The organism is Ruegeria sp. G2 (assembly GCF_056533505.1).
Genome location: NZ_JBQFON010000002.1, coordinates 113593 through 139122, shown reverse-complemented (window position 1 = coordinate 139122; position 25530 = coordinate 113593). Strand labels below are relative to the sequence as shown.

The 25530-nt window shown below is 55.0% G+C and carries 27 protein-coding genes and 1 pseudogene; 18 read left to right on the top strand and 10 right to left on the bottom strand.

The features are described from left to right. Positions 1-270, top strand: a complete 270-nt coding sequence (locus tag ACR0DU_RS05340; protein WP_010443021.1) for a YciI family protein — start codon at positions 1-3, stop codon at positions 268-270. Continuing rightward, positions 270-692, top strand: coding sequence for an EVE domain-containing protein (locus ACR0DU_RS05335; protein WP_010443020.1), 423 nt, complete (start codon positions 270-272; stop codon positions 690-692). The genes ACR0DU_RS05340 and ACR0DU_RS05335 overlap by 1 nt, the downstream gene beginning before the upstream one ends. A gap of 222 nt (positions 693-914) precedes the next feature. Here the strand turns inward: ACR0DU_RS05335 and ACR0DU_RS05330 are convergent, their stop codons facing one another. Continuing rightward, positions 915-1256, bottom strand: a complete 342-nt coding sequence (locus ACR0DU_RS05330) for a DUF2853 family protein (RefSeq protein ID WP_480872871.1) — start codon at positions 1254-1256, stop codon at positions 915-917. 191 nt (positions 1257-1447) lie between these two features. Between ACR0DU_RS05330 and ACR0DU_RS05325 the strand changes: the two genes are divergently transcribed. Beyond that, entirely contained in the window at positions 1448-2095 is a 648-nt protein-coding gene (locus tag ACR0DU_RS05325) for a DUF899 family protein (RefSeq protein ID WP_480872869.1), read from the top strand. A gap of 4 nt (positions 2096-2099) precedes the next feature. Here ACR0DU_RS05325 and ACR0DU_RS05320 read toward each other — a convergent pair whose 3' ends face one another. The 3 genes from ACR0DU_RS05320 to ACR0DU_RS05310 form a co-directional block, all read right to left on the bottom strand. Then, positions 2100-2849, bottom strand: a complete 750-nt coding sequence (locus tag ACR0DU_RS05320; RefSeq protein ID WP_170780106.1) for an extensin family protein — start codon at positions 2847-2849, stop codon at positions 2100-2102. Positions 2850-2862: 13 nt separating this feature from the next. Further along, positions 2863-4251: an adenosylhomocysteinase gene (gene ahcY, locus ACR0DU_RS05315; RefSeq protein ID WP_480872867.1), complete on the bottom strand. Its 1389-nt coding sequence runs from the start codon at positions 4249-4251 to the stop codon at positions 2863-2865. Between the two features lie 101 nt (positions 4252-4352). Beyond that, positions 4353-4667 (bottom strand): hypothetical protein, encoded by a 315-nt coding sequence (locus tag ACR0DU_RS05310; RefSeq protein WP_010443015.1) that lies wholly within the window; start codon positions 4665-4667, stop codon positions 4353-4355. Between the two features lie 207 nt (positions 4668-4874). On the opposite strand from ACR0DU_RS05310, the gene ACR0DU_RS05305 reads away from it, so the two are divergent. The 3 genes from ACR0DU_RS05305 to ACR0DU_RS05295 all read left to right on the top strand — a co-directional run bounded on the left by ACR0DU_RS05305 (position 4875) and on the right by ACR0DU_RS05295 (position 7386). Further along, positions 4875-5468, top strand: coding sequence for an HD domain-containing protein (locus ACR0DU_RS05305; RefSeq protein ID WP_170471168.1), 594 nt, complete (start codon positions 4875-4877; stop codon positions 5466-5468). Positions 5469-5695: 227 nt separating this feature from the next. Further along, complete coding sequence (locus ACR0DU_RS05300; protein ID WP_480872865.1) at positions 5696-6367, top strand: FkbM family methyltransferase; 672 nt, start codon at positions 5696-5698, stop codon at positions 6365-6367. 50 nt (positions 6368-6417) lie between these two features. Next, on the top strand, positions 6418-7386 hold the full coding sequence (locus tag ACR0DU_RS05295) for a glycosyltransferase family 2 protein (RefSeq protein WP_480872863.1): 969 nt from the start codon (positions 6418-6420) through the stop codon (positions 7384-7386). A gap of 327 nt (positions 7387-7713) precedes the next feature. Here ACR0DU_RS05295 and ACR0DU_RS05290 read toward each other — a convergent pair whose 3' ends face one another. Then, positions 7714-7950: a hypothetical protein gene (locus ACR0DU_RS05290; protein ID WP_170542472.1), complete on the bottom strand. Its 237-nt coding sequence runs from the start codon at positions 7948-7950 to the stop codon at positions 7714-7716. Positions 7951-8162: 212 nt separating this feature from the next. Then, a pseudogene (locus tag ACR0DU_RS05285) lies at positions 8163-8306 on the bottom strand (two-component system response regulator); the annotation flags it as partial. A gap of 235 nt (positions 8307-8541) precedes the next feature. Between ACR0DU_RS05285 and ACR0DU_RS05280 the strand changes: the two are divergent. Further along, on the top strand, positions 8542-9348 hold the full coding sequence (locus ACR0DU_RS05280) for a glycosyltransferase family 32 protein (RefSeq protein WP_480872861.1): 807 nt from the start codon (positions 8542-8544) through the stop codon (positions 9346-9348). Between the two features lie 265 nt (positions 9349-9613). Here the strand turns inward: ACR0DU_RS05280 and ACR0DU_RS05275 are convergent, their stop codons facing one another. The 3 genes from ACR0DU_RS05275 to ACR0DU_RS05265 form a co-directional block, all read right to left on the bottom strand. Further along, a complete protein-coding gene (locus ACR0DU_RS05275; RefSeq protein ID WP_480872860.1) occupies positions 9614-10381 on the bottom strand; it encodes a sulfotransferase family 2 domain-containing protein in 768 nt (255 codons plus the stop codon). A 128-nt stretch (positions 10382-10509) separates the two neighbouring features. Then, a complete protein-coding gene (locus ACR0DU_RS05270; RefSeq protein ID WP_010443008.1) occupies positions 10510-11064 on the bottom strand; it encodes an ActR/PrrA/RegA family redox response regulator transcription factor in 555 nt (184 codons plus the stop codon). 87 nt (positions 11065-11151) lie between these two features. After that, a complete protein-coding gene (locus tag ACR0DU_RS05265; RefSeq protein ID WP_480456944.1) occupies positions 11152-11769 on the bottom strand; it encodes an SCO family protein in 618 nt (205 codons plus the stop codon). A gap of 89 nt (positions 11770-11858) precedes the next feature. Between ACR0DU_RS05265 and regB the strand changes: the two genes are divergently transcribed. From regB to ACR0DU_RS05215, 10 genes are all read left to right on the top strand, one after another. Then, positions 11859-13250 (top strand): sensor histidine kinase RegB, encoded by a 1392-nt coding sequence (gene regB, locus ACR0DU_RS05260; RefSeq protein ID WP_480456945.1) that lies wholly within the window; start codon positions 11859-11861, stop codon positions 13248-13250. A gap of 65 nt (positions 13251-13315) precedes the next feature. Next, positions 13316-14824 (top strand): PAS-domain containing protein, encoded by a 1509-nt coding sequence (locus ACR0DU_RS05255; RefSeq protein WP_480872857.1) that lies wholly within the window; start codon positions 13316-13318, stop codon positions 14822-14824. 40 nt (positions 14825-14864) lie between these two features. Beyond that, positions 14865-15335 carry a tRNA (adenosine(37)-N6)-threonylcarbamoyltransferase complex ATPase subunit type 1 TsaE gene (tsaE, locus tag ACR0DU_RS05250; protein ID WP_170471151.1) on the top strand — a complete coding sequence of 157 codons (471 nt, stop codon included), beginning with the start codon at positions 14865-14867 and terminating at the stop codon, positions 15333-15335. Further along, positions 15332-16336 (top strand): aminoglycoside phosphotransferase family protein, encoded by a 1005-nt coding sequence (locus ACR0DU_RS05245; protein WP_480872856.1) that lies wholly within the window; start codon positions 15332-15334, stop codon positions 16334-16336. Before tsaE ends, ACR0DU_RS05245 begins: the two co-directional genes overlap by 4 nt. Continuing rightward, the gene (locus ACR0DU_RS05240) at positions 16333-17019 is read left to right on the top strand and encodes a nucleotidyltransferase family protein (RefSeq protein ID WP_480872855.1); all 687 of its coding nucleotides are present in this window, start codon (positions 16333-16335) and stop codon (positions 17017-17019) included. The genes ACR0DU_RS05245 and ACR0DU_RS05240 overlap by 4 nt, the downstream gene beginning before the upstream one ends. Continuing rightward, positions 17012-19939: a double-strand break repair protein AddB gene (gene addB / locus ACR0DU_RS05235; RefSeq protein ID WP_480872854.1), complete on the top strand. Its 2928-nt coding sequence runs from the start codon at positions 17012-17014 to the stop codon at positions 19937-19939. Before ACR0DU_RS05240 ends, addB begins: the two co-directional genes overlap by 8 nt. Beyond that, positions 19936-23295, top strand: coding sequence for a double-strand break repair helicase AddA (gene addA / locus ACR0DU_RS05230; protein ID WP_480872853.1), 3360 nt, complete (start codon positions 19936-19938; stop codon positions 23293-23295). The genes addB and addA overlap by 4 nt, the downstream gene beginning before the upstream one ends. 58 nt (positions 23296-23353) lie before the next feature. Next, complete coding sequence (gene trxA, locus ACR0DU_RS05225) at positions 23354-23674, top strand: thioredoxin (protein WP_010442999.1); 321 nt, start codon at positions 23354-23356, stop codon at positions 23672-23674. A gap of 91 nt (positions 23675-23765) precedes the next feature. Beyond that, positions 23766-24116: a Lin0512 family protein gene (locus tag ACR0DU_RS05220; protein ID WP_480872852.1), complete on the top strand. Its 351-nt coding sequence runs from the start codon at positions 23766-23768 to the stop codon at positions 24114-24116. Then, on the top strand, positions 24113-24475 hold the full coding sequence (locus tag ACR0DU_RS05215; RefSeq protein WP_010442997.1) for a Lin0512 family protein: 363 nt from the start codon (positions 24113-24115) through the stop codon (positions 24473-24475). Before ACR0DU_RS05220 ends, ACR0DU_RS05215 begins: the two co-directional genes overlap by 4 nt. Positions 24476-24531: 56 nt before the next feature. On the opposite strand, the gene ACR0DU_RS05210 is transcribed toward ACR0DU_RS05215, so the two are convergent. Next, positions 24532-24729 (bottom strand): DUF1127 domain-containing protein, encoded by a 198-nt coding sequence (locus tag ACR0DU_RS05210; RefSeq protein WP_010442996.1) that lies wholly within the window; start codon positions 24727-24729, stop codon positions 24532-24534. A 198-nt stretch (positions 24730-24927) separates the two neighbouring features. On the opposite strand from ACR0DU_RS05210, the gene hslV reads away from it, so the two are divergent. After that, positions 24928-25479: an ATP-dependent protease subunit HslV gene (gene hslV / locus ACR0DU_RS05205; protein WP_010442995.1), complete on the top strand. Its 552-nt coding sequence runs from the start codon at positions 24928-24930 to the stop codon at positions 25477-25479. Positions 25480-25530: the final 51 nt, after the last annotated feature.

Sequence of the window (25530 nt, the reverse complement as noted above, 5' to 3'; positions counted from 1 at the left end):
ATGCTCATCGCCCTCATCGCCCGTGACAAAGCCGGAGCCCTGCAAACCCGGCTGGACAACCGCGCGGCACATTTGGCCTATATCGATGACACTGGTGTGGTGGCGCAGGCCGGGCCGTTGCTGGAAGGCGATGCGATGATCGGATCGCTGGTCATTCTGGATGTCGATGACCTGGCCGCAGCTGAGGCCTGGGCCGCAAATGATCCCTATGCGCTGGCCGGGCTGTTCGACTCGGTCGAGTTGATCCCGTGGAAAAAGGTGATCGGCTGATGGCGTATTGGCTGTTCAAATCCGAACCCTCGACCTGGAGCTGGGATCAGCAAGTCGCCAAAGGAAATGCAGGCGAGGAATGGGACGGGGTCCGCAATTATCAGGCCCGTAATTTCATGCGTCAGATGCAGATCGGTGATCGGGGCTTCTTCTACCATTCGCAAAAGGACAAGGCGATTGTTGGCATTGTCGAGGTCTGCGCCGAGGCCCATTCCGACAGCACCACCGATGATGAGCGCTGGGAATGCGTGGATATCAAGGCCGTCCGGCCATTTGCCACCCCTGTCACGCTGGATCAGATCAAGGCAGATGAACGTCTGGCTGAAATGGTTCTGGTCAAGAACTCGCGCCTGTCGGTGCAGCCGGTCAGCGATGCAGAATGGCAGGTGATCTGCGGACTGGGCCAGACCGAAGCAGATTGAATAAAAAGGGAAGGCCCTGACGGATGCAGAACCTTCCCTACCCCGCGTGCTCCCAAACTCACCACACGCATACGGAAATCTGTTGGTTCTGACCGTCCTGGTCATGACCTGACCTTAGCCGATTTCAGAACCGCGCTTCAAACGCCAAGTATTTAGAGTTTCATTCAAATACAGAACACCCGCCGGCAGGACCGACGGGTGCTAAGCTGGCTTTAGGCTAGATCAGCTATAAACCGCTTCTTTGCCGAAATGCTTGGTCAGCATGTAATAGACCACGGCGCGGTATTTGTTGCGCTCGGACATGCCATAGGTTTCCATGGCCTTGTTGATCGCTTCCATCAGCTCGGGACCATCCGACAGGCCCAGCTTTTTGATCAGGAAGTTGTTCTTGACCGTCTCAAGCTCACCTTCCTGGCTGGCCGCCACTGTCGACGCATCCGCGTCATAGATCGCCGGACCGCAACCGATGGTAACCTTGGTCAGCAGGTCCATATCGGGGTCCATCCCGCATTTGCCTTTCAGATCTTCAGCGTATTTGGCGATCAATTCGTCGCGTTTGCCCATGTCCCAGTCTCCTTAATTCATTGTCACGGAACTTTTTACCGATGCGCAAGAGACTAGCCTTGTCTGCGGAATTCCCAAAAGGGAAAAATCACAAGGTTTCCCCCTAGGCTGAACTTTGCGGAACTTCGTAGTTTGATTTTTTCAGATTTATTATTTAACATTTTAGTTAATTATGATTCCCGGAGGTCCTCATGCCCGTTTCCCTGCCCAATGAAACCACTGAATATCGATCCGCGCGCAACGCACTTCTTTCCGCCGAGCGAGACTTGAGAGCAAAGGTTGAAGAGGTCGCGGCCCTGCGCCGTTCTCTTCCAAACGGGGGCAAAATCCCGAGTGATTATGCGTTCCAAGATCTGGCAGGCGAGAGTGCGCCTATGTCGTCGCTGTTTGGCGATCAGGAAACGCTGATCAGCTATTCACTGATGTACGGACCTGATGTGGAACGCCCCTGCCCTATGTGTTCGGCGTTTCTGGATGGGCTGAACTCTCAGATCCACCATCTCATACGGAACGCCTCGGTTGCCGTGGTGGCGCAGAACACGCCTGAAAAACTCTCGGCGCTCAAAGATGAGATGGGTTGGAATGCGCTGCCGCTCTATTCTGCACTGGGGACGAGTTACCAGAGCGACTATCTGGCCCAGACCGAAGGGGGCGACCAGCTTCCCATCCTGAATGTCTTTCAACAGCTCCCTGATGGCATTCATCACTTCTGGAGTTCCGAGCTGTTCTTTGAACCCAGCGACTGGCATCCCCGGCACGTGGATGCGGCGTGGCCATTGTGGAATGTGTTGGATTTCACACCGCAAGGGCGTGGAGATTTCATTCCTTCATTACGCTGAGGTACTATCGGCAGTAGCCCCAGCCAGGCCCCTGCAGGTGAAAGTGATCGGCATGTAAGCGGTTGTAGTCAGGGCCAAGTACTACGCGGAACCAGTCACAGGCTCCGCGCCCAATCTGGCGCAGAAAATCGGCCTCGGGGCCGTCGGTGCCCCAGTCAGACAGCAGGTTCAAGCTGCGCCCGTCCGACAGGTCCAGCCCGACAATGTCGATCGCGTCCGCGGTGGCGTGACTGCTCCAACCATCGTCTTCTCCTTGCGCAGTGCGCATCCGGCGGCAATTATAGCTGCCGATCTGGCGCAATCGGCTGACTGTGGTGCCCAACACCTTCTGCGCGGCGGGCTGCACCACATGATGTTCCCACATGGCAAGCCGTAAGGTGGTGGCGCACCGGGTCTCAATCGCCGTGATCCGTGCTTTCACCAAGTTGGTCAACCGGCCACGCCCCGCAATCCCACAGTTCTCGTCCACGACAAGATCGTCCAACGGTTCAAACTGAACCTCGGCCTCAGCCAGAGCGGCGCGGCACAAGGCGTCATCCGCCAGTGCGCGGTTCAACTGATAGGTTGTGACCGGAGTCACCGGGGCGGTTACGGTCAGATCGCGCAGAGGGTTCCAATGCGGCGGCACCGGAGTGTTGGGATGGGCCAGCAGCCACCAACCACCGCCGCCCAAAAGGATCAACAGCGTTACGAGACCAAAAAGAAAAGACGCCACCGAAAGCAGGATTCGGCGGCGTCTCGGTTCTTCGCTCATGCGTCTGTTACAATCAGTAGCGGTAGTGTTCCGGCTTATAGGGGCCTTCGGGTTTTACGCCGATATAGGCCGCCTGTTCGCTGTCCATCTGGGTCAGCTTCACGCCGATCCGGTCCAGATGCAGACGGGCGACTTTTTCGTCCAGATGCTTGGGCAGGATGTAGACTTCGTTCTTGTATTGATCGCCCTTGGTGAACAGCTCGATCTGCGCCAGAACCTGGTTGGTGAATGAGGCCGACATCACGAACGAAGGGTGCCCTGTGGCGTTGCCGAGGTTCAGCAAGCGACCTTCGGACAGCAGGATCAGACGATTGCCCGAAGGCATCTCGATCATATCCACCTGTTCCTTGATGTTGGTCCATTTGTGATTCTTCAGGCTGGCCACCTGAATTTCGTTGTCGAAATGGCCAATGTTACCGATGATGGCCATGTCTTTCATCTCGCGCATATGCTCGATGCGGATCACGTCTTTGTTGCCGGTGGTGGTGATGAAGATATCCGCGTTTGCGACTTCGTCTTCCAACAGGGTGACTTCGAACCCGTCCATCGCAGCCTGCAGGGCACAGATCGGGTCAACTTCGGTCACCTTCACACGGGCACCTGCACCACGAAGCGAAGCGGCCGAGCCTTTGCCCACGTCGCCATAGCCACAGACAACGGCAACCTTTCCGGCCATCATGGTGTCAGTGGCGCGGCGGATGCCATCCACCAGCGATTCCTTGCAGCCGTATTTATTGTCGAATTTCGACTTGGTGACCGAGTCGTTCACGTTGATCGCCGGGAACGGTAGGTGGCCGTCTTTCACCAGCTGATACAGGCGGTTCACTCCGGTGGTGGTTTCCTCGGACACGCCTTGGATCTGGTCGCGCATTTTGGTGAACCAGCCAGGAGAAGCGGCCATGCGCTTGGCGATCTGTTTTTTGATCACTTCTTCTTCTTCCGAACCCGGAACTGGGATGATGTCCTCACCTGCCTCGGCACGTGCGCCCAGCAGGATATACAGCGTGGCGTCGCCACCATCGTCGAGGATCATGTTCGGGCCATCTTCGAACAGGAAGGATTTGTCCAGGTATTCCCAATGCTCTTCCAGCGTCTGGCCTTTGATCGCGAAGACCGGGATGTCGGCCTCCGCAATTGCAGCGGCCGCGTGATCCTGCGTTGAAAAGATATTGCACGATGCCCAGCGCACATCCGCGCCAAGCGCAACTAGCGTTTCGATCAGAACTGCGGTCTGAATGGTCATGTGCAGCGAACCCACGATCCGGGCACCACTCAGTGGTTTGCTCTCACCATATTCTGCGCGCAGGGCCATCAGGCCTGGCATCTCCGTTTCGGCGATATCCAGCTCTTTGCGGCCAAACCCGGCCAGCGAAATGTCTTTGACGATATAGTCCCCGGCCATTAGGTGCTCCACTCCGGTAAATCTTGATCCGGGCTGCCCTAGCATTCATTGGGGCAGGTGGCAACGCAGGTGGCCGGGGTTAATTCCTGACACTGAAAATATCAGCTTGGCGTACCCTCAACCTTGATCTTTGGGATCGCTTCAAAAAAATCCGTGCCAACGGCGACAATGCAACTGATGCCGTTTGCTTGGGTCACCAGGACGGTATAGCTTCCTGTTTCCTTCGAGGTCCAAACCTCCATGACCGACTGTGCGCCACGCGACTTCTGAAGACCACCAAAGGCTAATTCCTCGGCATAACTGTCTTGCAGTTTGGTAATCACGTGCTCGCGTTCTGCACAATTCTGTGCAAACGCAGGCGGTGCAGTTGCAGCCATTCCAAAGGCGAGGGCGGTAGCAAATAAACGCTTGAACATAACAAGCTCCTTTCGATACGAGTTTCGCTTCGAGAGGGGCGCAACTGGGAGGAGTCTGCACCCCCCTCAGTCCTTAATGTCGGGATCGTATCGCACCGGTTCAAAGCACGAATGCTCAAGAAACTGTTGGCAGCATGTGATCCAGACAGGTACATCATAGCACAAGAACACGGATTGAACGTGTCCTAGTTCACAAGGCATGGCAAAATGGCAACACAACCCAGAGCGTGGCAAAGAATGCTGTCGGGACGGCGGCTGGATTTGCTGGACCCGACACCGGTGGATATCGAGATCGAAGATATCGCCCACGGGCTGGCCTTCGTAGCACGCTGGAACGGTCAGACCAACGGGGATTTCGCCTATTCGGTGGCCGAACATTCCTTGCTGGTGGAACAGCTTTTTGGCCGCATCGCACCAAATTCACCAACAAAATGGCGGTTAGCGGCACTGTTACACGACGCGCCAGAATACGTGATCGGAGACATGATTTCCCCTGTCAAATCTGCGGTCGGCCCGGATTATGGCGCGCTGGACGACCGGTTGGCAGCTGCAATCCATATCCGTTTTGGCTTGCCCGCTGCGGTACCGCAAACGGTGAAGCGCCAGATCAAGAAAGCCGACAAGATCAGCGCCTGGATGGAGGCGACACAAATCGCGGGCTTTTCAGATGCTGAGGCGACAAAATTCTTCGGCCGCCCCGACAAGCCAATTCTGGAGGGGCTGCAGATCAAGCTGCGCCCTCCCATCGAGGTAAGAGAAGCATATACCAAACGGCATCAGGAGTTGCTGGACAGCCTCTAAGTCACCGATAGATCGGAGTTGCGGCCTGTGCTAATTTGCCATCAAAACAAGACTATAGCCGGGCACAGGTTCTAATGAGCGATGCAGACAGTCAGGTATCGGTACCGAAGGTGCGATTGGATTACGCCAACGCCTGCTTACGTGAGGCCTACAACCTCACAGGCCGCGGTCGGGTGCGCAATCTGATCCGAAAATCACTACTGCCACAGATGGTCACCTACCGAAACTTGAACATCCATCTGCATCCCTATGACAATTTCAGTGAGTTTGTACTCTGGCGAAAAGGTCGATCTCCGGAAGAGCTTGAGTTGAATTGGCTGAAAGAGACCTTTGAAGGGAAAACACTCAAGGTCTTGGATATTGGCGCTAATTTTGGTCTTTACTCGTTGTTCTTTGCGTCAATCGTCGGCCCAGACTCTCAGATTTTTGCGTTCGAGCCAAACCCGGTGCTTGCGGATCGCATGTCTAGAAACTGTGCGTTGAACGGTTTCGGCAACGTCGATCTGAACACGTTCGCTATTTCGGGCGAATCTGGCAACGCTGCGCTTTCGATAGAGCTTCGCGGCGATACGGCCACCAATCTGGGTGAAGGGCGATTGACGAATGACATGGCACGCGTGGACAAGTCAAAATACCAACTCATTCAAGTGCAAACCCGAACACTGTTGGAGTTAAAACATCTATATGGAGCGGACTTTATCAAGCTGGATGTTGAAGGGCACGAGCCGCGCATCCTCACGCCGTTCCTTGCGGCTGCCGACGACGACGCGCTCCCGTGCTATTTGCAACTGGAAACTGTCAATCTCGGTAAAGGTACGAAAAGCCTGTTTGCTGCTCTGGCGGCTCGTGGATATGAAAATACCTTTCAAACCCAGCGCAATATCATATTCAGAAGGTAGGCTGTGCCTCAAGGATCACCGACCATAAACAAGCCTAGGGTCGAACCGGCATGAATGTTGGGTTGTTTTCCTGTGCAAAGAATGAAGGGCCATTTATTCTTGAGTGGGTCGCTTATCATCTGCTGATCGGGTTCGATCCGATCCTGATCTACAGCAATGATTCAACCGACGGTACGACCGAGCTGCTTGATGTGCTTGATAAAAACGGGGTTATTTCTCATGTTTTACAAGATCTGAAACCGGGCGATATCCCCCAACATGAGGCCGCTGAAAAAGCCTATTTGCATCCATCGCTCATTTATGCCGATTGGTTGATGTGGCTCGATAGTGACGAATTCCTCTACTGTTCAGGTCCTAACAATCAAGTCTCAGATCTGATCAATCGCTGTCATGGAAAAGCGGAAGGTATCGCGGTGAACTGGCTGATCTTCGGAGACGGGCATCATGCGACCTGGGAGCCCGGACTGATCACCCAGCGCTTTCTGAGACGCGCCGAGAATGACCATCGCCTGCATCAACGCTATAAGACGCTCTTTCAGACCTCCGAAAAGATACGCGGGTTCGGTATTCATCGACCCCATTTATTTAAAGGGTTTCAGCAAGACGGGGGGCAATTCGTCAATGCATCCGGGCATCCCATGCATGACGATATTTATCGCTCTGGCGTGCGTCGGCGACACGCGTTCGGAGCGGTACCCGAACATCTTGTCTCGCACGATTGGGCGGCCGTTTTTCACTACCCGGTGAAAACACGCGACAGTTTCGAGCTAAAGCGCCTGCGGGGTCAGGGCACTAAACCAATTGATGCACCTGACCGGTACAGCCGGTTTCGCGAACGGTATTGGAAGAAATACAATCAAAACAGTATCGTGGATGACAGAATGCTGGCGATGGGTGACAAGCTGCGAGCGAAAATGGACGCGTTATTGGCAATTCCCGATGTCTCCCACGCATACTCACATTGCCTCAAGGTTTATGCGCAGCGTATTCCGGAGCGATCACAACATCCCACACTTTGATTTTTAAAGCGGCATAAAGATCGGAAATTTCCAATATAGCCTGAGTGATCGGGTAACTTACTCGAATAAATCAGTTCTCGAATTGAGGCACCGAAGACTACAAGGTCTCCGAATTTGAAACCATAGATCTCGGTGGGCGATCCAGTAATGCGCCGGTTGGGGATTTGGGGCCGGTTTTGACCGCTGGCTCGATTACGCAACGATCTTTACGAACGGCATTGGCAATTATCGTTACAGATCTAGAATCGCTCTATTGCCCGCCGGATGACATCACGTTCGGCGGACAAACATACACCCTTTACCAAAGTCTGGGCCTCGATCGATCACTCAACCTAAGTCGAAGATATCTGTTGGCAAAATGGCCGCAGGAATCTCAATATCAGCCATTGCTTCCTCAGGAAGAGTAAGATCCGGCAAATCCGGCGCTTCAATGGGGAACACATGCTCAGGAAGCTCAGGCATACCGGCATCTGCAGGTGGTCCCACTTCGGGAAAATCGATGCCTAATTCGAAGAGCTTCTCGATCGCTTTCTGCGAAGGGTTTGGTCTCATGTCCGGTTTCATATCGCTTGATCCTCTGAACGGTTTGCCTGACCTGCCTCTTACTTGACGGCATTGTTGCAATTACAACACCGCGATGATGTCACAGAGAATCTAAACACGATTTGAACACATTGTTCACATTGCGTTAATTTTGTTTACAGAAGATCAACAGTTCAACTCAGTTGGGATATGATACCAATCTTCCGGAAAAATTTTTTACAAACTTGAAATTGTCATCGAGGATCGCGCTTCACCAATATCCACTGCAACGTACGGAAGTGCATTTTCAGGCACAGGGCTGTTTCCGTGACATTCCGATCGCACAGCTCATAAACCCGTAAAATAGGATCATAGCGGACGCGGTCTGCGTCCTTGGGTTAATCAGGCAGCAGAAGGGCGTACAACACTATGGCAAATTGAGAAAATTAGTTGATTGCCGCGATTTTTTGATGATTGGACATCGGATCAAGCCAAAGCGCTCAGGATATCTCTAATTCACACTTAGTTAGTCAAATCCTGCATCGATATCATATCTTCAAACGGTGACCATTCAGATCCGTTGTCAACATGCTTCATGTATGTCATACGCAAAACTACTTTAGAGGTTTTTTTATGGAACGCAGTCAGGTGGCGTCGCTATGGATTGGCAAACGCCTGAGCTTTTTGGATCTTCTTTGCCTCAAATCATTTGATGACATTGGTCAACGGGTCACATTGTTTTCGTATAGCCCAATCGAAAATTTACCTTCGTATGTCACGCAAGCCGACGCCCGAAGCGTATACGATCCAGAGCGAATTCTGCTTCAAAGAGTTGGAAACGGTTTTGTCCGGCGAAGCCCAGCACTACATTCCGACATTTTTCGACTACATCTTCTCGAGAAAACCAACTTTATTTGGGCAGATACAGACGCTTACGCGCTAAAACCCCTAATAACCACGAATGGCTATCTGTTTGGAAGGGTAGGCTCAAACATTCTAAATGGCGTGCTTGCGCTGCCAAAAGACAGTAATACCCTCAAAAAGATGCTGGAATTCTCAGCAAACGATAATGAATTCCCTCCTTGGTGGGACCAGCCGACTCGTCGGAGACACCTGGAGAAGAATCTTCCGATTCAGCCTGAGTTTTTCCCTTGGGGAACATATGGTCCTCGGGCCTTGCAGTACTTTTTGGGGGAAACTGGTGAAGCAATACATGCTTCCAGAAGCGACGTATTATATCCCGTTAAAGCGCGTCACAGAGACATGTTATTGACCCGATCAGAAATCAAGATTCCTAAAAGGGCTCTTTCGATTCATCTATACTCTACCAATCTAAGAGCGGTGATCAGGCGCAATTTTGGTGGGAAAATACCCGAAGGGTGCTTTCTGCATCGATTGTGCGAGAAGCATGGTATCGATCCACATGAGGCCCCACTTTGAGCAATTAACAGCACCGAGGAGTGCAACTGGTTATTTTACTGCGGGTTTCGCTTTGCCAAAATCCGTCGAAACACACGCCGGTATGTGTTTAGCCAACGTGCAGTCTCCAAACTTTGGTACAGCGCCTCCAGTCAAACTCTTGCATTGTCTCCAGATAAGTCTTGATTCCAAAAAAAACGGTTCATGGATTTTCGTAGAAGCTTCGAGTTCGTCAAATATCACTTTTTATCGCGAACTTGGATCAAACGGCCAATATCGCTCAGCGTCAGCTAAACCGTGCTTTTACGTTTTCGAACATCTCAAAATCCATCGAGAACGCGGTTTCAAGGTTCATATGATCAGTTCTCGTCAAGCTCTGTATGGCGTCTTTGGAAGAAGAAGAGTGTCCTAATGAGCTGCGGGTATCCTGCATCTCAGTTTGGTTTCCAAAAATCTCATAAGAGATATGCTCCACCGCCGTATTCAGATCGTCAACGCGACCAATAAAATCGAAATCGATGAAATCAAAACTGATTTCTTTGCGTTGCGGACGCCAGTGACGGTTCAAGTCACGTGCAGTTTCGTCATGCGCGATGATGTCGAGAAAGTCTGACAATCCGAGATCGCCATCTGGTTCTCTACCAACATGCCGCAGAAACTTTTCTTTTTGACCTGGGGTTTTTAACAGATACCCAAAAAAAGCACTGAGCGTGCGCGCAGTCGGGTGACGAACGACCGAGAAGCAAAACCGCGTTCTTTCTTCTAGTGCTTCAATTGCTGACGGGACATCCAACGCCTTCCTTCCAGTCTTGATCAGCGATTTTGGCGGGTTGTGTATGCTTTTCATATCAATCTGCATTGAACCACCGGCCTGCGCATTCAACCTGTGCAGCAAAGTGGCAATAACCGTTGAACAGGCGCATTTATGATTTTTCATATACAGAAATGTACGCACCGGCGGATCAAATGCTGGCATATGAACGATTTGCAAAAAATGCCTTTGATGGTGGTAGTTTTTGAGAATATCTGAGGCACTGGGCGCGTTCGATTCCATCAAGATACCCCTTTATCCCGAGTTTTCGACCTAGTTGGTTTCAACTACTGAAAGACACCTGGAGCTTCTGAGAAACGCAGTTGCTCTGCGATATACCTCAGGAATTGCAAACTTACCTATGAGATGACCTATCGTGGGCTGCGCTTCGCCAAAATCCGCTGCAACGTCCTGCGGTGCATGTTCAGGCGGCGCGCTGTTTCCGAGACATTGCGATCACACAGCTCATACACACGCTGGATATGTTCCCATCGAACACGGTCGGCACTCATGGGGTTTTCCGGCGGCGGGGGCATTTCGTCACCCTTTGCCAACAATGCGTTGGTGATATCAGTCGCGTCGGCGGGTTTGGACAGATAATCGGTCGCGCCGATCTTGACCGCTGCGACTGCAGTGGCGATGGCTCCGTACCCGGTCAGAACCACAACCCGGCTGTCCGGGCGCTTTTCACGCAGAACTTCGACCACATCAAGCCCGTTGCCATCCTCAAGCCGCAAATCAACCACAGCATATGCGGGTGGTCGTGCGGTCGATATGGCGCGGCCTGCTGCGACAGAGCCTGCGGTCTCAACCTCGAATCCACGCTTTTCCATGGCCTTGGCCAGACGTCTCAGAAACGGCTCGTCATCATCTACCAGAAGCAGCGATTTATCGGGGCCGATTTCAAGCTGGGAACTGTCTGCCATATGTGGGTCTTTCCGCTATTTCACGCTTTTTGGCTTTAACATGAGTAATAGCAGCGCCATTCCAAAGGTCAAACCGACTGTTGCGCGTTAAATCTTGTCAAGGAAACAACCAACCTTGTCCGCCATCTGTTCGGCGGTATCATCACGCTTGAAAAATTCAAGGAAACCGTCCTCGGGCGTGACCAGGTATGTGAAAGTCGAGTGATCGACCAAGTAGTACTCATCGCTTTTGTCATGCGCTTTGTAGTAGGTTTTGTAGGCCTTGCTCGCGGCTTTGACCTGTTCGGGTGAGCCAGTCAAGGCGATCATACGTTCATGCAGGTTGAACGCGTAATCATCCAATACTTCGGGCGTATCACGGTCAGGGTCAATTGAAATAAACAAGGGCGTCACCGACTGTCCGCGTTCGGCAAGCAGGTCAATCGCTTCGGCATTGCGGGACATGTCGAAAGGGCAGACATCGGGGCAGAACGTATATCCGAAATAGATCAACGTTGGTTCGGTGATCACATCCGAGTCTGTCACCGTTGCTCCCTTGCTGTTGACCAGCTCGAACGGTCCACCAATCGCGGCGCTGCCGCCCGCGATCTGGCTTGAACGGCACTGGGCAAACTTGTCATCCGAACCACCGCGTGTCAGCAGCCACATTGCACCCAGACCAACGGCCAGAACTACAGTTGCGAGTATGGCATAAAGACGGAGCATGACGGCTATCCTGAGACGAAGGTTGTTGATCGGTTCGGTCGGCACTCCTATCAACGTTGTGGGCCGACGCAATAGGACATAATCGACAGATGACGGATTCCAACACCAGCCTTTGGCGCGGGCAAGAACGCAGCACCTGGATCAGGTTGCGGACACTGATCCTATTGCGATGGGTGGCCATCATTGGCCAGTTCACGGCGATCACAGTCGCACAACAATACTATCATGTGCAGCTCGAGCTTGGCCTGTGTTACTTTGCCATCGGCGTCTCCGTCATGGGCAATCTGACAGCGATCCTGTTGTTCCCCGAAAACAAGCGCCTGTCCGAGTTCGAGAACTTTCTGATGGTGCTGTTCGATCTGCTGCAACTGTCGATACTGCTCTATTTGACTGGCGGGCTTAACAATCCTTTTGCGCTACTGTTGATCGGGCCGGTGACGATTTCAGCCAATGTGATGAGCACACGTTCAACCCTGATCATCGGCAGCGTTGCGGTGATCCTGACAACATTGCTGGCACAGTTTCACCTGCCGCTGCGTACCAATCTGGGCCTTGTTTTGGATATCCCTGACATATTGTTGTTCGGAAATTGGGCCGCAATCATCATCGCCATTGTATTCATCGGCGCCTATTCCCATCGTATCAGCTCAGAAGTGCAGTCGATGTCCGAGGCGCTGTCGGCCACGCATATGGCACTGGCGCGCGAACAAAAGCTCACCGATCTTGGCGGTGTCGTCGCGGCCGCTGCGCATGAACTGGGCACACCTTTGGCCACAATCAAGCTGGCCAGTTCGGAATTGATCGAAGAGCTGGACGATCGCCCCGAACTGAAAGAAGACGCGGCTTTGATCCGTGAGCAGGCTGATCGTTGCCGCGATATATTGCGTGACATGGGACGGGCCGGAAAAGATGACCTTCACCTCCGGCAGGCCCCGTTGTCGACGGTGATCCACGAATCCGCAGAACCTCATATCAACCGGGGCAAGCAGGTACATTTCGAAGAGAAGCCGGTTGCCGACGGCGATGTTCAGCAACCCTCAATTCTGCGCAAGCCCGAGATCATTCACGGATTGCGCAATTTGATCCAGAATGCTGTGGATTTTGCACGGGCAAATGTCTGGATCGAGGCTGAATGGACCTCGGATCAGATCAGTGTTTCGATAATGGATGACGGTCGCGGATACCCCTCACACATTATCGGACGAATTGGAGATCCGTTCATGCGCCGCCGTCGGGCAGACCGCAGCAGCCGGCCCGAATATGAAGGCATGGGGCTTGGATTGTTCATTGCCAAAACCCTGCTCGAGCGCAGTGGCGCCGAGCTTTACTTTGCCAATGGCGCGGACCCGTATCAGACTTTGACAGATCAGCAGGAACGCAAAGGGGCAATCGTCAAGGTTATCTGGCCGCGCAAACTGATTGATGCGCAAACAGGCGACACGCCAGTCCCCTCAGGCGCAAACCAACCCTTCCAGATCTAAGTTAAGATCCCGTTAACTATTGCCCTTCATACAGGCTCGGGTTGTTTTGACAGGGACGTTGAATAATGGCCGACTGGATCATTCTGGCCGCTATCAGCATGGTATCGGCCTGTTTTGCCATATTGTGGTTGTTGCCTCGGCACCAGAAATCGTTTGTAGATTACGGGCTGTCGTCGCCCGGATCGCTATTTGATGTGGTCTTCCTATTCGATGGGGACAGGTTGATCAGCCACTCTGATATCGCATTGGCCGGATATGAATCTGTCACCAACTGGTCCGATCTGCACAGGCTGCTTCAGCGTGACTATCCCTCTTTCCCGGAAACACCCGAACTCGTTCGGGCTCGGGGCCATCTGGTTGTATCCGCAATTGATTGCACAGTTGACCGCGAAGTCTCATGTGAATGGATAGATGGAGTGATCCGCGTCCAGTTGCGCGATCTGAAGGACGCTGTATCGGCAAAGCGCGCCGACCCGAATGACCCGACCCGTTTAGCGATGGATCAAGCACCTTACCCGGTATGGCTGTCGGGCGAATGCAACACGGTGCGTTGGTGTAACGCGGCCTATGTTTCTCTGGCTCGGAAAATCTCGGGGCCGGATGCGGATTTGACCAAACCGGTTTTTCCACTGCTTTCAGACGAGGCGCAACTGGGCCGGAAATCCCGTGTCTCAGTTCAGATCAAAGACAGTGAATCCAGATTGTGGTTTGATCTGACCCGTGTTGCCCAAGACCAGGGTCAGTTGTGTTATGCCGTCGATATCAACGCGATTGTTGAGGCGGAAACCGTACAGCGCAAATTCGTGCAGACGATGACCAAAACCTTTGCCCAACTCTCAATTGGTCTGGCCATTTTTGACCGTAACAGCCAGTTGGCTTTGTTTAATCCTGCACTGATTGATCTGACTTCACTGCCGCCGGATTTTCTGAGCCTTCGCCCCAGTCTGTCCAGCTTTTTTGACCGGTTGCGCGATCAGCATATGATGCCAGAGCCCAAAAACTACCGCAGCTGGCGGCGTCAGATGAATGATCTACTGGAAGCGGCCCAGGATGGGAACTATCAGGAAACGTGGTCATTACCTTCAGGCTCGGTCTATTCCGTCAGTGGACGACCGCACCCGGACGGCGCTGTGGCCTTTCTGTTCGAAGATATCACCGCCGAAATTACGTTGACGCGCAGGTTCCGCGCTGAGATGGATTTGATGCAGTCCATTCTGGACAAGCTTGCTGATGCGATCGCTGTCTTTTCGGATGACGGGACGCTGGCAACGACGAACTATGCCTACCAGTTGATGTGGGGTGACGGCGGCGAGGTCGGGTTTGAGCCTACTACAGTTCTTGAAATCACCCGCCAGTGGCAGGAACATTGCGCCGCCACTCCAATCCTTGGCGAGATCCGGGAATTTGTAACCACGCGCGAGAACCGGGCCGAATGGTCAGGCGAACTGACCCTAAAGTCGGGCAGTACAATGACCTGCACAGTCAGTCCCATGCAAAACGGGGCAACCATCGTTCGCTTCACCTCAGACAGTGCCGTTGAAAACATCGCGCAGCAGCAAAAAATCAGCGCCTGAGCCGGTTGCGGCCAACCCGACGTAGGTTCATTGTGGCGCCATGAATGCGCCGCTGAAATTGACTCTCAAATCCCCTCAGGACACTGCGGAAATCGCCACCCGATTGGGGGGTGCATTGCAACCGGGCGATACCGTCCTTCTTGAAGGTTCGATCGGCAGCGGCAAAACCCATTTCGCACGCGCTCTGATCCAGTCGACGCTGATGAAGCCTGAGGATGTACCCTCACCAACTTACACCCTGGTTCAGGTCTATGAGACGCAGATCGGGGACATTTGGCACTCTGATCTCTATCGGCTTGCATCCGTGGAAGAGATTGAAGAGTTGGGATTGGTCGACGCATTTGACACCAGCATCTGCCTGATCGAGTGGCCCGAAAAACTGGGTCCGCTGTCCCCGCAATCGGCCTTGCTTGTTCATTTCGCAACCGACCCCGACGATCAGGACACCCGGCAAGTTTCACTTACATGGTCGGACCCGAAATGGAGCACCAGGCTGGAGATGATCCAATGACAAACCGGGCCATTTTGGCAGAAGCATTGATCGCGCAGACCCCATGGAGCGGTGCGCAACATGCACCCTTGGCCGGCGATGCCTCGAACCGCCGTTACGAGCGCTTGACCGATCCCGCCACTGGCCGCACAGCGGTTCTAATGGACGCCCCACCCGACAAAGGGGAGTCGGTCGAACCTTTCGTACGCATGTCGGAGTATTTGCGTTCAATCGGGCTGAGTGCACCAGAAATTTATGCAGAGGACAGCGAATACGGATTTCTGCTGCTCGAAGATTTGGGCGACGCTCTGTTTGCCCGCGTCTTGCGAGACGACCCAACGCTTGAACGCACCCTGTATGACGTGGCAACCGATGTTCTGGTCCATCTTCACGCGGCCCACACTCTTTCGCTCGATAGCTATGATCCTGCTCTGATGACTGAGCTTGCGGCGCTTTCTTTCACAAAATACGCGCAAGGCATTCAAGGTTCACATGATGAAGAGGCGCGCGCGCGGTTCGAGCTTCGCTTTGCCGATATCCTGCACCGCGAAACCGGCGGGACACGGGTTGTTGTGCAACGCGATTATCACGCAGAAAATCTGATCTGGATGCCTGATCGAGACGGTCTGGCGCGTGTAGGGCTGCTGGATTTCCAAAGCGCGATGTTAGGGCATCCCGCCTATGATTTGATGTCGCTGCTGCAGGATGTGCGTCGCACGGTCCCTGTCGGCATCGAGATGCGGATGATCGACCGTTATATCACTGCAACCGGTGTTGACGGGCACGATTTCCGTACCGCTTATGCGGTTCTGGGCGCACAGCGCAACCTGCGTATTCTGGGTGGATTTGCGCGGCTGGCAATAGATTATGGTAAACCACATTACGTCGACCTGATCCCCGCTGCCTGGGCCCATTTGAGGCGCGATCTGGAGCATCCGGCGCTGGTTCCCGTGGCGGATCTTTTGCGCAGCGCCCTGCCCGAACCAAGCCCGGAGAACCTTGCAAAGCTGAGGTCGCAATGACCGCTACACCCCAAGCTGCAATGCTGTTTGCTGCCGGTTTCGGCACCCGTATGGGGGCATTGACCAAAGACCGACCAAAGCCATTGATTAAGGTCTCCGGGCGACCTTTGATAGACCATGCGTTGGATTTGGTCGATGCGCTGAGACCATTACGTGTTGTCGCCAACCTGCATTATCGCGCCGACCAGATTGCCGATCATCTGGCGGGCCACGACGTGGCGCTGTCGCTCGAAGATCCGCGCATTCTGGACACCGGTGGCGGTTTACGTGCAGCGCTGCCGCTGCTTGGGCCCGAGCCGGTCTTCACCCTGAATAGCGATGCGATCTGGGGCGGACTAAACCCGCTGAAATTGCTCAGGGATCACTGGGATCCAAATGAAATGGATGCGCTTCTAATGTGCATTCCGATCGGACAGGCCCTTGGTCATGCCGGTCCGGGTGATTTTACTCAGGACAGCACCGGGCGGATCACCCGAGGCGCAGGTCTGATATATGGCGGGGCTCAGATAATCAAAACCAACGAGCTGCATGACATCAATGAGGACGTGTTTTCCTTGAACGTGTTGTGGGATCAGATGCTGCAGCATAATCGCCTATTTGCACTGTCCTACCCTGGTCGATGGTGTGACGTGGGGCATCCCGAAGGTATTGATCTGGCCGAGGGGCTGATTGCCGATGTTTGAGCCCAGCGCCCTGCCCCGGGTGTTCGCCGTGCCTCCGGGCGCGGATTTCCCGAAGGTGCTGGTAGACGGCTTGCGTCAACGGTTTGATGGTCGGCCGCCGGATGCTCTGGCGCGGGTTCAACTGGTGATCAACACCCGCCGCATGGCACGCAGGGTACGTGATCTGTTTGATCAAGGACCGCCCTGCTTACTCCCGCGGTTGTCTTTGGTCACCGATCTGGGCGAAAGCGCGAAACTCGCACAGATCCCGCCCGCAATTCCACCCTTGCGTCGCAGGCTGGAATTGACGCAGCTGATTGCCAAATTGCTGGATCAACAACCCGATCTGGCCGCGCGTTCTTCGCTTTTTGATCTGTCCGACAGCCTTGCCGCGCTGATTGACGAGATGCAGGGCGAAGGCGTTTCACCCGAAGCGATCAGGCAACTTGACGTCAGCGACATGTCCGGCCATTGGGCCCGGGCACAAGCATTTATCGGCATCGCAGATCAGTTCATGGAGTCTGGCGCAGATACGCTTGACGCGCAGGCCCGGCAGCGTCGTGTGGTCGAAAACCTGATCGCGCGCTGGCAGATCTCGCCGCCTGAACATCCGGTAATATTGGCGGGCTCTACTGGGTCACGCGGAACTACCTTAATGCTGATGCAGGCCGTCGCACGCCTGCCGCAAGGGGCGCTGGTGTTGCCAGGCTATGACTTCGACCAGCCCGAGCATGTCTGGCACAATCTGGATGACGCCCTGACCTCCGAGGATCATCCGCAATATCGCTTCCGCAAGCTGATGCTCGGGCTAGGGCTTGGTCCCGATCAGATTCAGCCTTGGACCCCGGATCAGGTGCCCTCACCTGCGCGTAACAAGCTGATCTCACTTGCCTTGCGCCCTGCCCCGGTGACTGACGCCTGGATGACCGAGGGTCCTCATCTAGCTGATCTGAATGGTGCAACCAAGGATGTCACACTGATCGAAGCGTCTTCTCCTCGGGCTGAGGCATTAGCCATTGCTCTGCGCCTTCGTCGGGCCGCCGAAACCGGGCAAACCGCCGCGCTCATAACGCCTGACCGGATGTTGACACGTCAGGTCAGCGCCGCGTTGGACCGGTGGAATATCCTGCCCGATGACAGCGCGGGCTTACCGCTACAATTGTCTCCACCCGGTCGGTTTTTACGCCATGTCGCTGGGTTGTTCGCGCGCCGTCTGGATGGTGAGGCATTGCTGACACTGCTCAAGCATCCACTTTGCCATGATGGCGGCGACCGGGGCGCCCATCTGCTACACACCCGCGATCTGGAGCTTGACCTGCGCCGCCACGGCCCGCCTTTTCCCGACAGTGCCAGCCTGACGGCCTCCGCCATTCGCAACGAAGCGCCCGAAGACTGGGTTCGCTGGGTGAATGATGCATTCTGCGATCAATACCGGCCAGATGAGCAACCGCTGTCAGACTGGGTCGCGCGACTTCGCACATTGGCCGAAACAATCTCGGCGGGTGCCACTGGTGAACCGGGTACATTGTGGGACAAGAATGCCGGCCAAAAGGCGCTTGCGGTGATGGCAGCACTGGAGGGCGAGGCTCACCATGGCGGCGCGATGACCGCCCATGATTTCGCTGACCTTCTGGGCGCGTTATTGGCAGGTGAGGAGGTTCGCGACCGCGATGCGCCCCACCCGCATCTGATGATCTGGGGCACGCTTGAAGCGCGCGTACAGGGCGCAGATCTTTTGATACTAGGCGGCCTGAACGAAGGCAGCTGGCCTGAGGCTGCGGCACCCGATCCCTGGTTGAACCGACAGATGCGCAACGAAGCAGGGCTTTTGCTGCCCGAGCGCCGGATCGGCTTATCCGCGCATGACTTTCAACAAGCTGCAGGTGCACCGGAGGTGGTTCTGACCCGCGCGACCCGCTCGGATGACGCGGAAACCGTACCCTCACGCTGGCTGAACCGCATGACCAACCTTTTGCAGGGCTTGCCTGAACAAGGTGGAACCGATGCTTTGGCGGCAATGCGTGCGCGTGGCAAAAAATGGCTGGATTGGGCAGAAACACTGGAACAAGCGCCCCGAATTGCTGCGGCTCACCGACCGTCACCACGTCCGCCCGTCGCAGCACGTCCGCGACGGTTATCGGTGACCGAGATTAAGCGTCTGATCCGCGATCCTTACGCCATCTACGCCCGACATGTTTTACGCCTGAAGCCTCTGGACCCGCTAGTGCAGGCCCCGGACGCGCTGTTACGTGGCATCGTTATCCACGAGGTGCTGGAACAGTTCGTGCGGGACAGTGTTCTGGATCCAGCGTTGCTGAGCCGTGAAAACTTCCTGAAACGGGCCGAAGCCCTGCTGCTGCAACACGTTGCATGGCCAACAGCGCGAAAGTTGTGGTTGGCACGGCTAGAGCGGATCACAGACAGTTTTCTATCCGCCGAGATTCAGCGACGCACCGATGGTGGGCCGGTGGCCTTTGAAGTTGGAATGCGTCTAGCGCTGGCCCCGTTGGACTTCACCATTGCCGGACGCGCTGACCGGATCGATCGAAGCGGGCAGGGAGCTTTGCGGATCATCGACTACAAAACCGGCACCCCGCCAACGGAAAGCCAGCAAGCAAAATTCGACAAACAACTGCTGATCGAAGCCGCAATGGCCGAGCAAGGCGGTATCGAAGGATTCGATCCGCTTCCCGTCGCGCAGGCAATTTTCATCGGTATGGGCGGCACCTACAAAGAGGTACCCGCACCCTTGCAGAAAGAGCCAACCGACAAGGTACTGGCCGAACTGAAAGAGCTCATATCTGCCTATTTAGAGCCTGATCAGGGGTTTTCGTCACGCCGGATGCTACACAAGGATGCGGATGTCGGGGATTATGATCATCTCGCCCGTTTCGGAGAGTGGGATCGGTCGGCAGAAACCGCACCGGAGGACCTGACATGACCCCCCGCAATGATGCCACCGAACGGCAGGTTCAGGCCGCGCGCCCGGACGCCTCAACCTGGCTGGCGGCCAATGCGGGCTCGGGCAAGACCCGGGTGCTGACCAACCGGGTGGCGCGGCTGTTGCTGGATGGCGTGCAGCCGCAGCATATCCTGTGCCTGACCTATACCAAGGCCGCTGCAAGTGAGATGCAGAACCGGTTGTTCAAGCGTCTTGGCAAATGGGCGATGCTGGGTAACAGCGCCCTTCAGAAAGAACTGGTTGAACTCGGTGTTCCGGGTGTGATCGATCCCAACCGTTTGGCACAGGCGCGCACCTTGTTTGCGCGCGCCATCGAAACACCTGGCGGCTTGAAGATCCAAACGATCCACTCCTTCTGCGCCTCTTTGCTTCGACGCTTCCCGCTTGAGGCTGGGGTCAGCCCGCAGTTCGCCGAAATGGAAGATCGGGCCGCCGCCCTGCTGCGCGAAGAGATCATTGAGGATTTTGCCGAAGGTCATCAGGCCGCACTGATCGAGGATGTGGCCCGTTTTGTGACAGATACCGGCTTTGACAAACTAACCGCCGCCGTGGCGCAGAGGCGAAACCAGTTTGAGGAAGTTCTGCACTGGCCGGACTTATTGCAACGTTTTGATCTGCCAAAAGGATTTGATGAACAAGCCTTGCTGCAAAGCGTATTTCTGGGTGGAGAAGTCGACCTGATCCAGTCCATTTTACCTGCTCTGAAAGAGAGCGGCGGAAACAACGCCAAAGCTGCCGACAAGCTTATGGGCTTTGTCGATGCGCGGCTGAACGACCTCGCTGTGCTGGAAAGCGTATTGCTTACAGGTAAGGCCGCAAAAGAACCGTTTACAGCTAAGATCAACAGTTTCCCCACCAAGGCGTTACGCGAAGGGGTGTTGGCCGACAGATTGCCCCAGCTTGAGGCCCTCATGTTGCGGGTAGAGGCCGCGCGGGAACAGAGGCTGGCGTTGACGGCTGCGCAGAAAACCCACGTTTTACATCGTTTTGCTGCCGCTTTCCTGCCTGAATACGAGCGGCGAAAACAGCTGCGGGGTTGGCTGGACTTTGATGATCTGATCCTGCGCGCTCGGCAGGTGTTAAATGACCCGGCGGTGGCGGAATGGGTGCTGTACCGGCTTGATGGCGGCATCGATCACATTCTGGTGGACGAGGCGCAGGACACCAGTCCAGATCAATGGGATGTGATCGAGAAACTGGCGCAGGAATTCACCAGCGGGGAAGGGGCCCGATCCGGGGTTGAGCGCACGATCTTTGTTGTCGGAGACAAGAAGCAATCGATCTATTCCTTTCAGGGCGCCGACCCGCAGGCCTTTGACCGGATGCAGGCCGAGTTTGGGCTAAAACTGCAAGAATCAGGCTCTAAACTTTGGGATTCAACGCTAGAATATTCGTTCCGTTCATCCAGTACGATCCTAGGACTGGTCGATATCCTGTTCGAAAACCGTGCCGAGGCCGGGTTCCACAAAAACTCGCTGCACCGTGCCTTTAAAGCCGATCTACCCGGTCGTGTTGACCTGTGGCCTGTGGTCGAAAAGGTCGAGGAGGAGGAGGATATCGATTGGACCGACCCGGTCGACCGACCTGGCGCACGGCATCATACGGTTATTCTGGCAGAGCAAGTGGCCCGGTCGATCCGGGACATGATCGATGACGGCGCGACAATACCCGACGATGGAGAAACCCAAGGCACCTATATTCGCCGCAAGGTCCAGCCCGGCGACTTTCTGATCCTGGTCCAACGACGCTCAGACCTATTTGCCGAGATTATTCGTGCCTGCAAAGCCGCTGATCTGCCCATTGCGGGCGCTGACCGCCTAAAAGTGGGTGCGGAGCTGGCGGTCAAGGATCTTGCCGCATTGCTAAGTTTTCTGGCCACACCCGAGGACGGCTTGTCACTGGCAACGGTCCTTAAGTCCCCTTTGTTCGGCTGGTCCGAACAGCAATTGTTCGATCTGGCCCATCGAAGGGAAGAACCCTATCTTTGGGCCGCCCTGCGCAATCGTACCGAGGAATTCCCCGAAACGCTTGCAGTTCTGAACGATCTGCGCGGGCAGACCGACTTTCTGCGCCCCTATGACCTGATCGAGCGTATTCTGACGCGTCATGACGGGCGTCGCAAACTTCTGGGTCGGCTGGGGGCCGAGGCCGAGGACGGTATCAACGCTTTGCTGTCACAGGCGCTGGCCTATGAACGGACGGATGTTCCCAGCCTGACCGGATTTCTGGTCTGGATGCAAACTGATGACCTTGAGATCAAGCGCCAAATGAGCGGTGTCGGCAACATGATCCGAGTGATGACCGTTCATGGCTCGAAAGGGCTGGAAGCACCGATCGTGATTTTGCCCGACACTGGCAAACGGCAGCCGCCGCGCGATGCCGAGATCATGATGGCAGGGGATACCCCCTTGTGGAAAGTGCCCTCTGATACCTCACCCTTACTGATTGCTACGGCGCGTGAAGAAGCACGAAGGCGCGAGGAGAATGAACGGCTGCGTCTTCTATATGTGGCTCTAACGCGAGCAGAAAAGTGGTTGATAGTCGCCGCAGCCGGAGATGTGGGTAAAGATGGCAGCAGCTGGTATCAAATGGTCGAGGCCGCGATGGCGCGCGCAGGGGCCACTCAGATGCATGGTTCCCAGACACTCCGGCTGGCACATGGAGACTGGAACGCATTGCCTGTTGTTGAGCATGATAGCGTCCAGAATATCCAACAAAACCTGCCGGAATATTTCGATCAGCCAGCGCCGCCAGCACCAACGCCGGTAGAAACATTAAGCCCTTCCGATCTGGGGGGTTCCAAGGCTTTGCCCGGAGATACCGGGCAGGATGAAGAGGCGGCGAAACTCCGTGGAACACGGCTGCACCTATTGCTGGAACATCTACCCGCTGTTGTTCAGGAGCAATGGTCGCATCTTTGCACACGACTGTTGGCCGATATGCAGGATATGGAATGCCAGGAATTGCTAAACGAAGCCGAGGCCGTCCTGACCGCCGATCATCTGAAACCGGTATTTGCACCGGATGCACTGGCCGAGGTCCCGGTCACCGCCGATTTGAACGGCGCCCGAATGCATGGGGTGATCGACCGATTGATCGTTACCGATACAGAAGTTCAAGTGATTGATTTCAAATCAAATGCGACCGTTCCGAACAGCCCTGAAACCTGCCCCGAGGGGTTGTTGCGCCAGATGGGGGCCTATGCAAATGCCCTGTCGCAAATATTTCCCAAGCACCAGATCCACACCGCAATACTATGGACCCGCACTGCACATCTCATGTGGCTGCCACACGATATAGTGACAGAGGCCCTGAGGCGTAGCGCTATATCTTGACCTCCTCCCGAACGGCACCTACGTTCTCAGCCCAAGCATTCCCATTCAGGAGACAGACATGTCGACCGTTGCCGTAACCGACGATACCTTTGACGCCGAAGTCAAGAATTCCGATATCCCCGTTGTGGTGGATTTCTGGGCCGAGTGGTGCGGCCCCTGCAAGCAGATCGGCCCCGCTCTGGAAGAGCTAGCTAGTGAATATGGCGGCAAGGTGAAGATTGCCAAAGTGGACGTTGACAGCAACCCGAACGCGGCTGCTGCCATGGGCGTACGCGGCATCCCGGCGCTGTTCATCTTCAAAGATGGGCAGGTCGTTTCAAACCGTGCGGGCGCTGCACCCAAAGCGGCACTGCAAAGCTGGATCGACGAGTCGATCTGAGCCGGTGTGAACCAATTGCATCAAAGGCGTCTCATGCGGGACGCCTTTTTTGGTTGACCGCACGGATGTGCTGATCTGACGGGAACAAGAAATGGCAAAAACACGAGTTCTGATAGAATTCGGATTGGGCACGTCGTTGCGGCGTGAGGACTATACCGAGGCGGCGTTGCGCGCCATCAAAGATGCACTCTGGCATAACTCGGTGAACATGGCAGAGCTGTTCGGGTTTCCGAAAGAAGCCATGATTATTGATGCCGAGATTGGCGTCCAACAACCAGACCAGGTAGATACCGAAGCGCTGAAAGCTGTATTTCCATACGGCCAACCGAATATCACGGTAACGCAAGGCGGCTTGGATATTGAAAAGCCCCACATCGAGGGCCGCACGGTGATCGCCAATGCGGCGATCATTGTGTCTTTTGACATGGAGCCCGCGCAATGACCGAGAAACGCATCATTCTGGAGATGGGAACCGGCAATGACCTCTATGGTCAGGACTATACCAAGGCCGCGCGCCGCGCTGTTCAGGACGCACTGCACCACTCGTCAATCACATTGTTCTCTAAGCTGGGCATCAGCCACGAAGAGATGCGCGTTGAGGTCACGATTGGAGTGCAGCGGCCCGAGGCGGTTGATTGTGATCTTGTCGCATCTGATCTTCCGCGGGGGCGCGCTTCGGTCCGTGCCGTCAAAGGCGGGCTGGATGTCGAGGACGCCGGGGCAGGCACGCTTCATGTTGTCGCCACCGCTGCGGTTGAGGCATATCTGCCTGATCTGGCGGGTAAATTCGTCAAGAGCTGAAAAAGAAAAAGCCGCTCGTTTGAGCGGCTCATCTTACGTCTAATTCTGATCCTAGATCAGAACTTGGTGATGTCGGCACGGTTCAGGCCAATATCATCCAGTTGCTCATCGCTCAGACGCGCCAGTTCATTGCGGGTCTTGCGAGATTGATACCATTCGACAACATTTTCGAATGAGTGGGAGAATACGTCCACTGCGTGCAGGATGGTGACTGCTCCGAGCGGCGCATGGGTTTTTGCGACAGCGTTTGCCATGTGCGTAGTCCTTTTTAACAGAAACAGCCGACCCGTTGTCGGTTGTGAGCCTCATGTAACTCCGGCGGCTGAATCTCACAAATGCTGACTCAACAGTCCCGGTTTGCATTTTCTGCATATCTTTTGGGCGGTTTGAGAACTGGTTGCGCAGAACCCGTGCCCGGCCCATATATGGCAGCACGGATAACGGAGGCATTCATGGCAGACAGCGATTTTCCCGGTTGGCACGGCACCACCATCATCGGCGTCAAGAAGGGCGGGCAGGTTGTCATCGCCGGGGACGGGCAAGTCAGCCTGGGCCAAACCGTGATCAAGGGCACCGCGCGAAAAGTACGTCGCCTGACACCGGGCGGGTTTGAGGTCGTCGCCGGGTTTGCCGGATCTACGGCGGATGCGTTCACGCTGCTGGAACGGCTGGAAGCCAAACTTGAGGCAACACCCGGCCAACTGGCGCGCGCTTCGGTCGAGCTGGCCAAGGACTGGCGCACCGACAAGTATCTGCAAAAGCTCGAAGCAATGCTGATCGTTACCGACGGTAAGGATCTACTCGTGATCACTGGGGCAGGGGATGTGCTTGAGCCCGAACATAACGTGGCCGCCATCGGGTCGGGTGGCAACTTTGCCCTCGCAGCGGCTCGTGCGATGATGGACAGCGACAAACCGGCCGAAGATGTGGCGCGCGAAGCCATGGCAATTGCGGCGGATATCTGTGTCTACACAAACGGCAACCTGACTGTCGAAACGATTTAAGACGTTCTGCGTTTTAGCCAAAAGCAATGGATCGAAATGCGCGTTCGACCG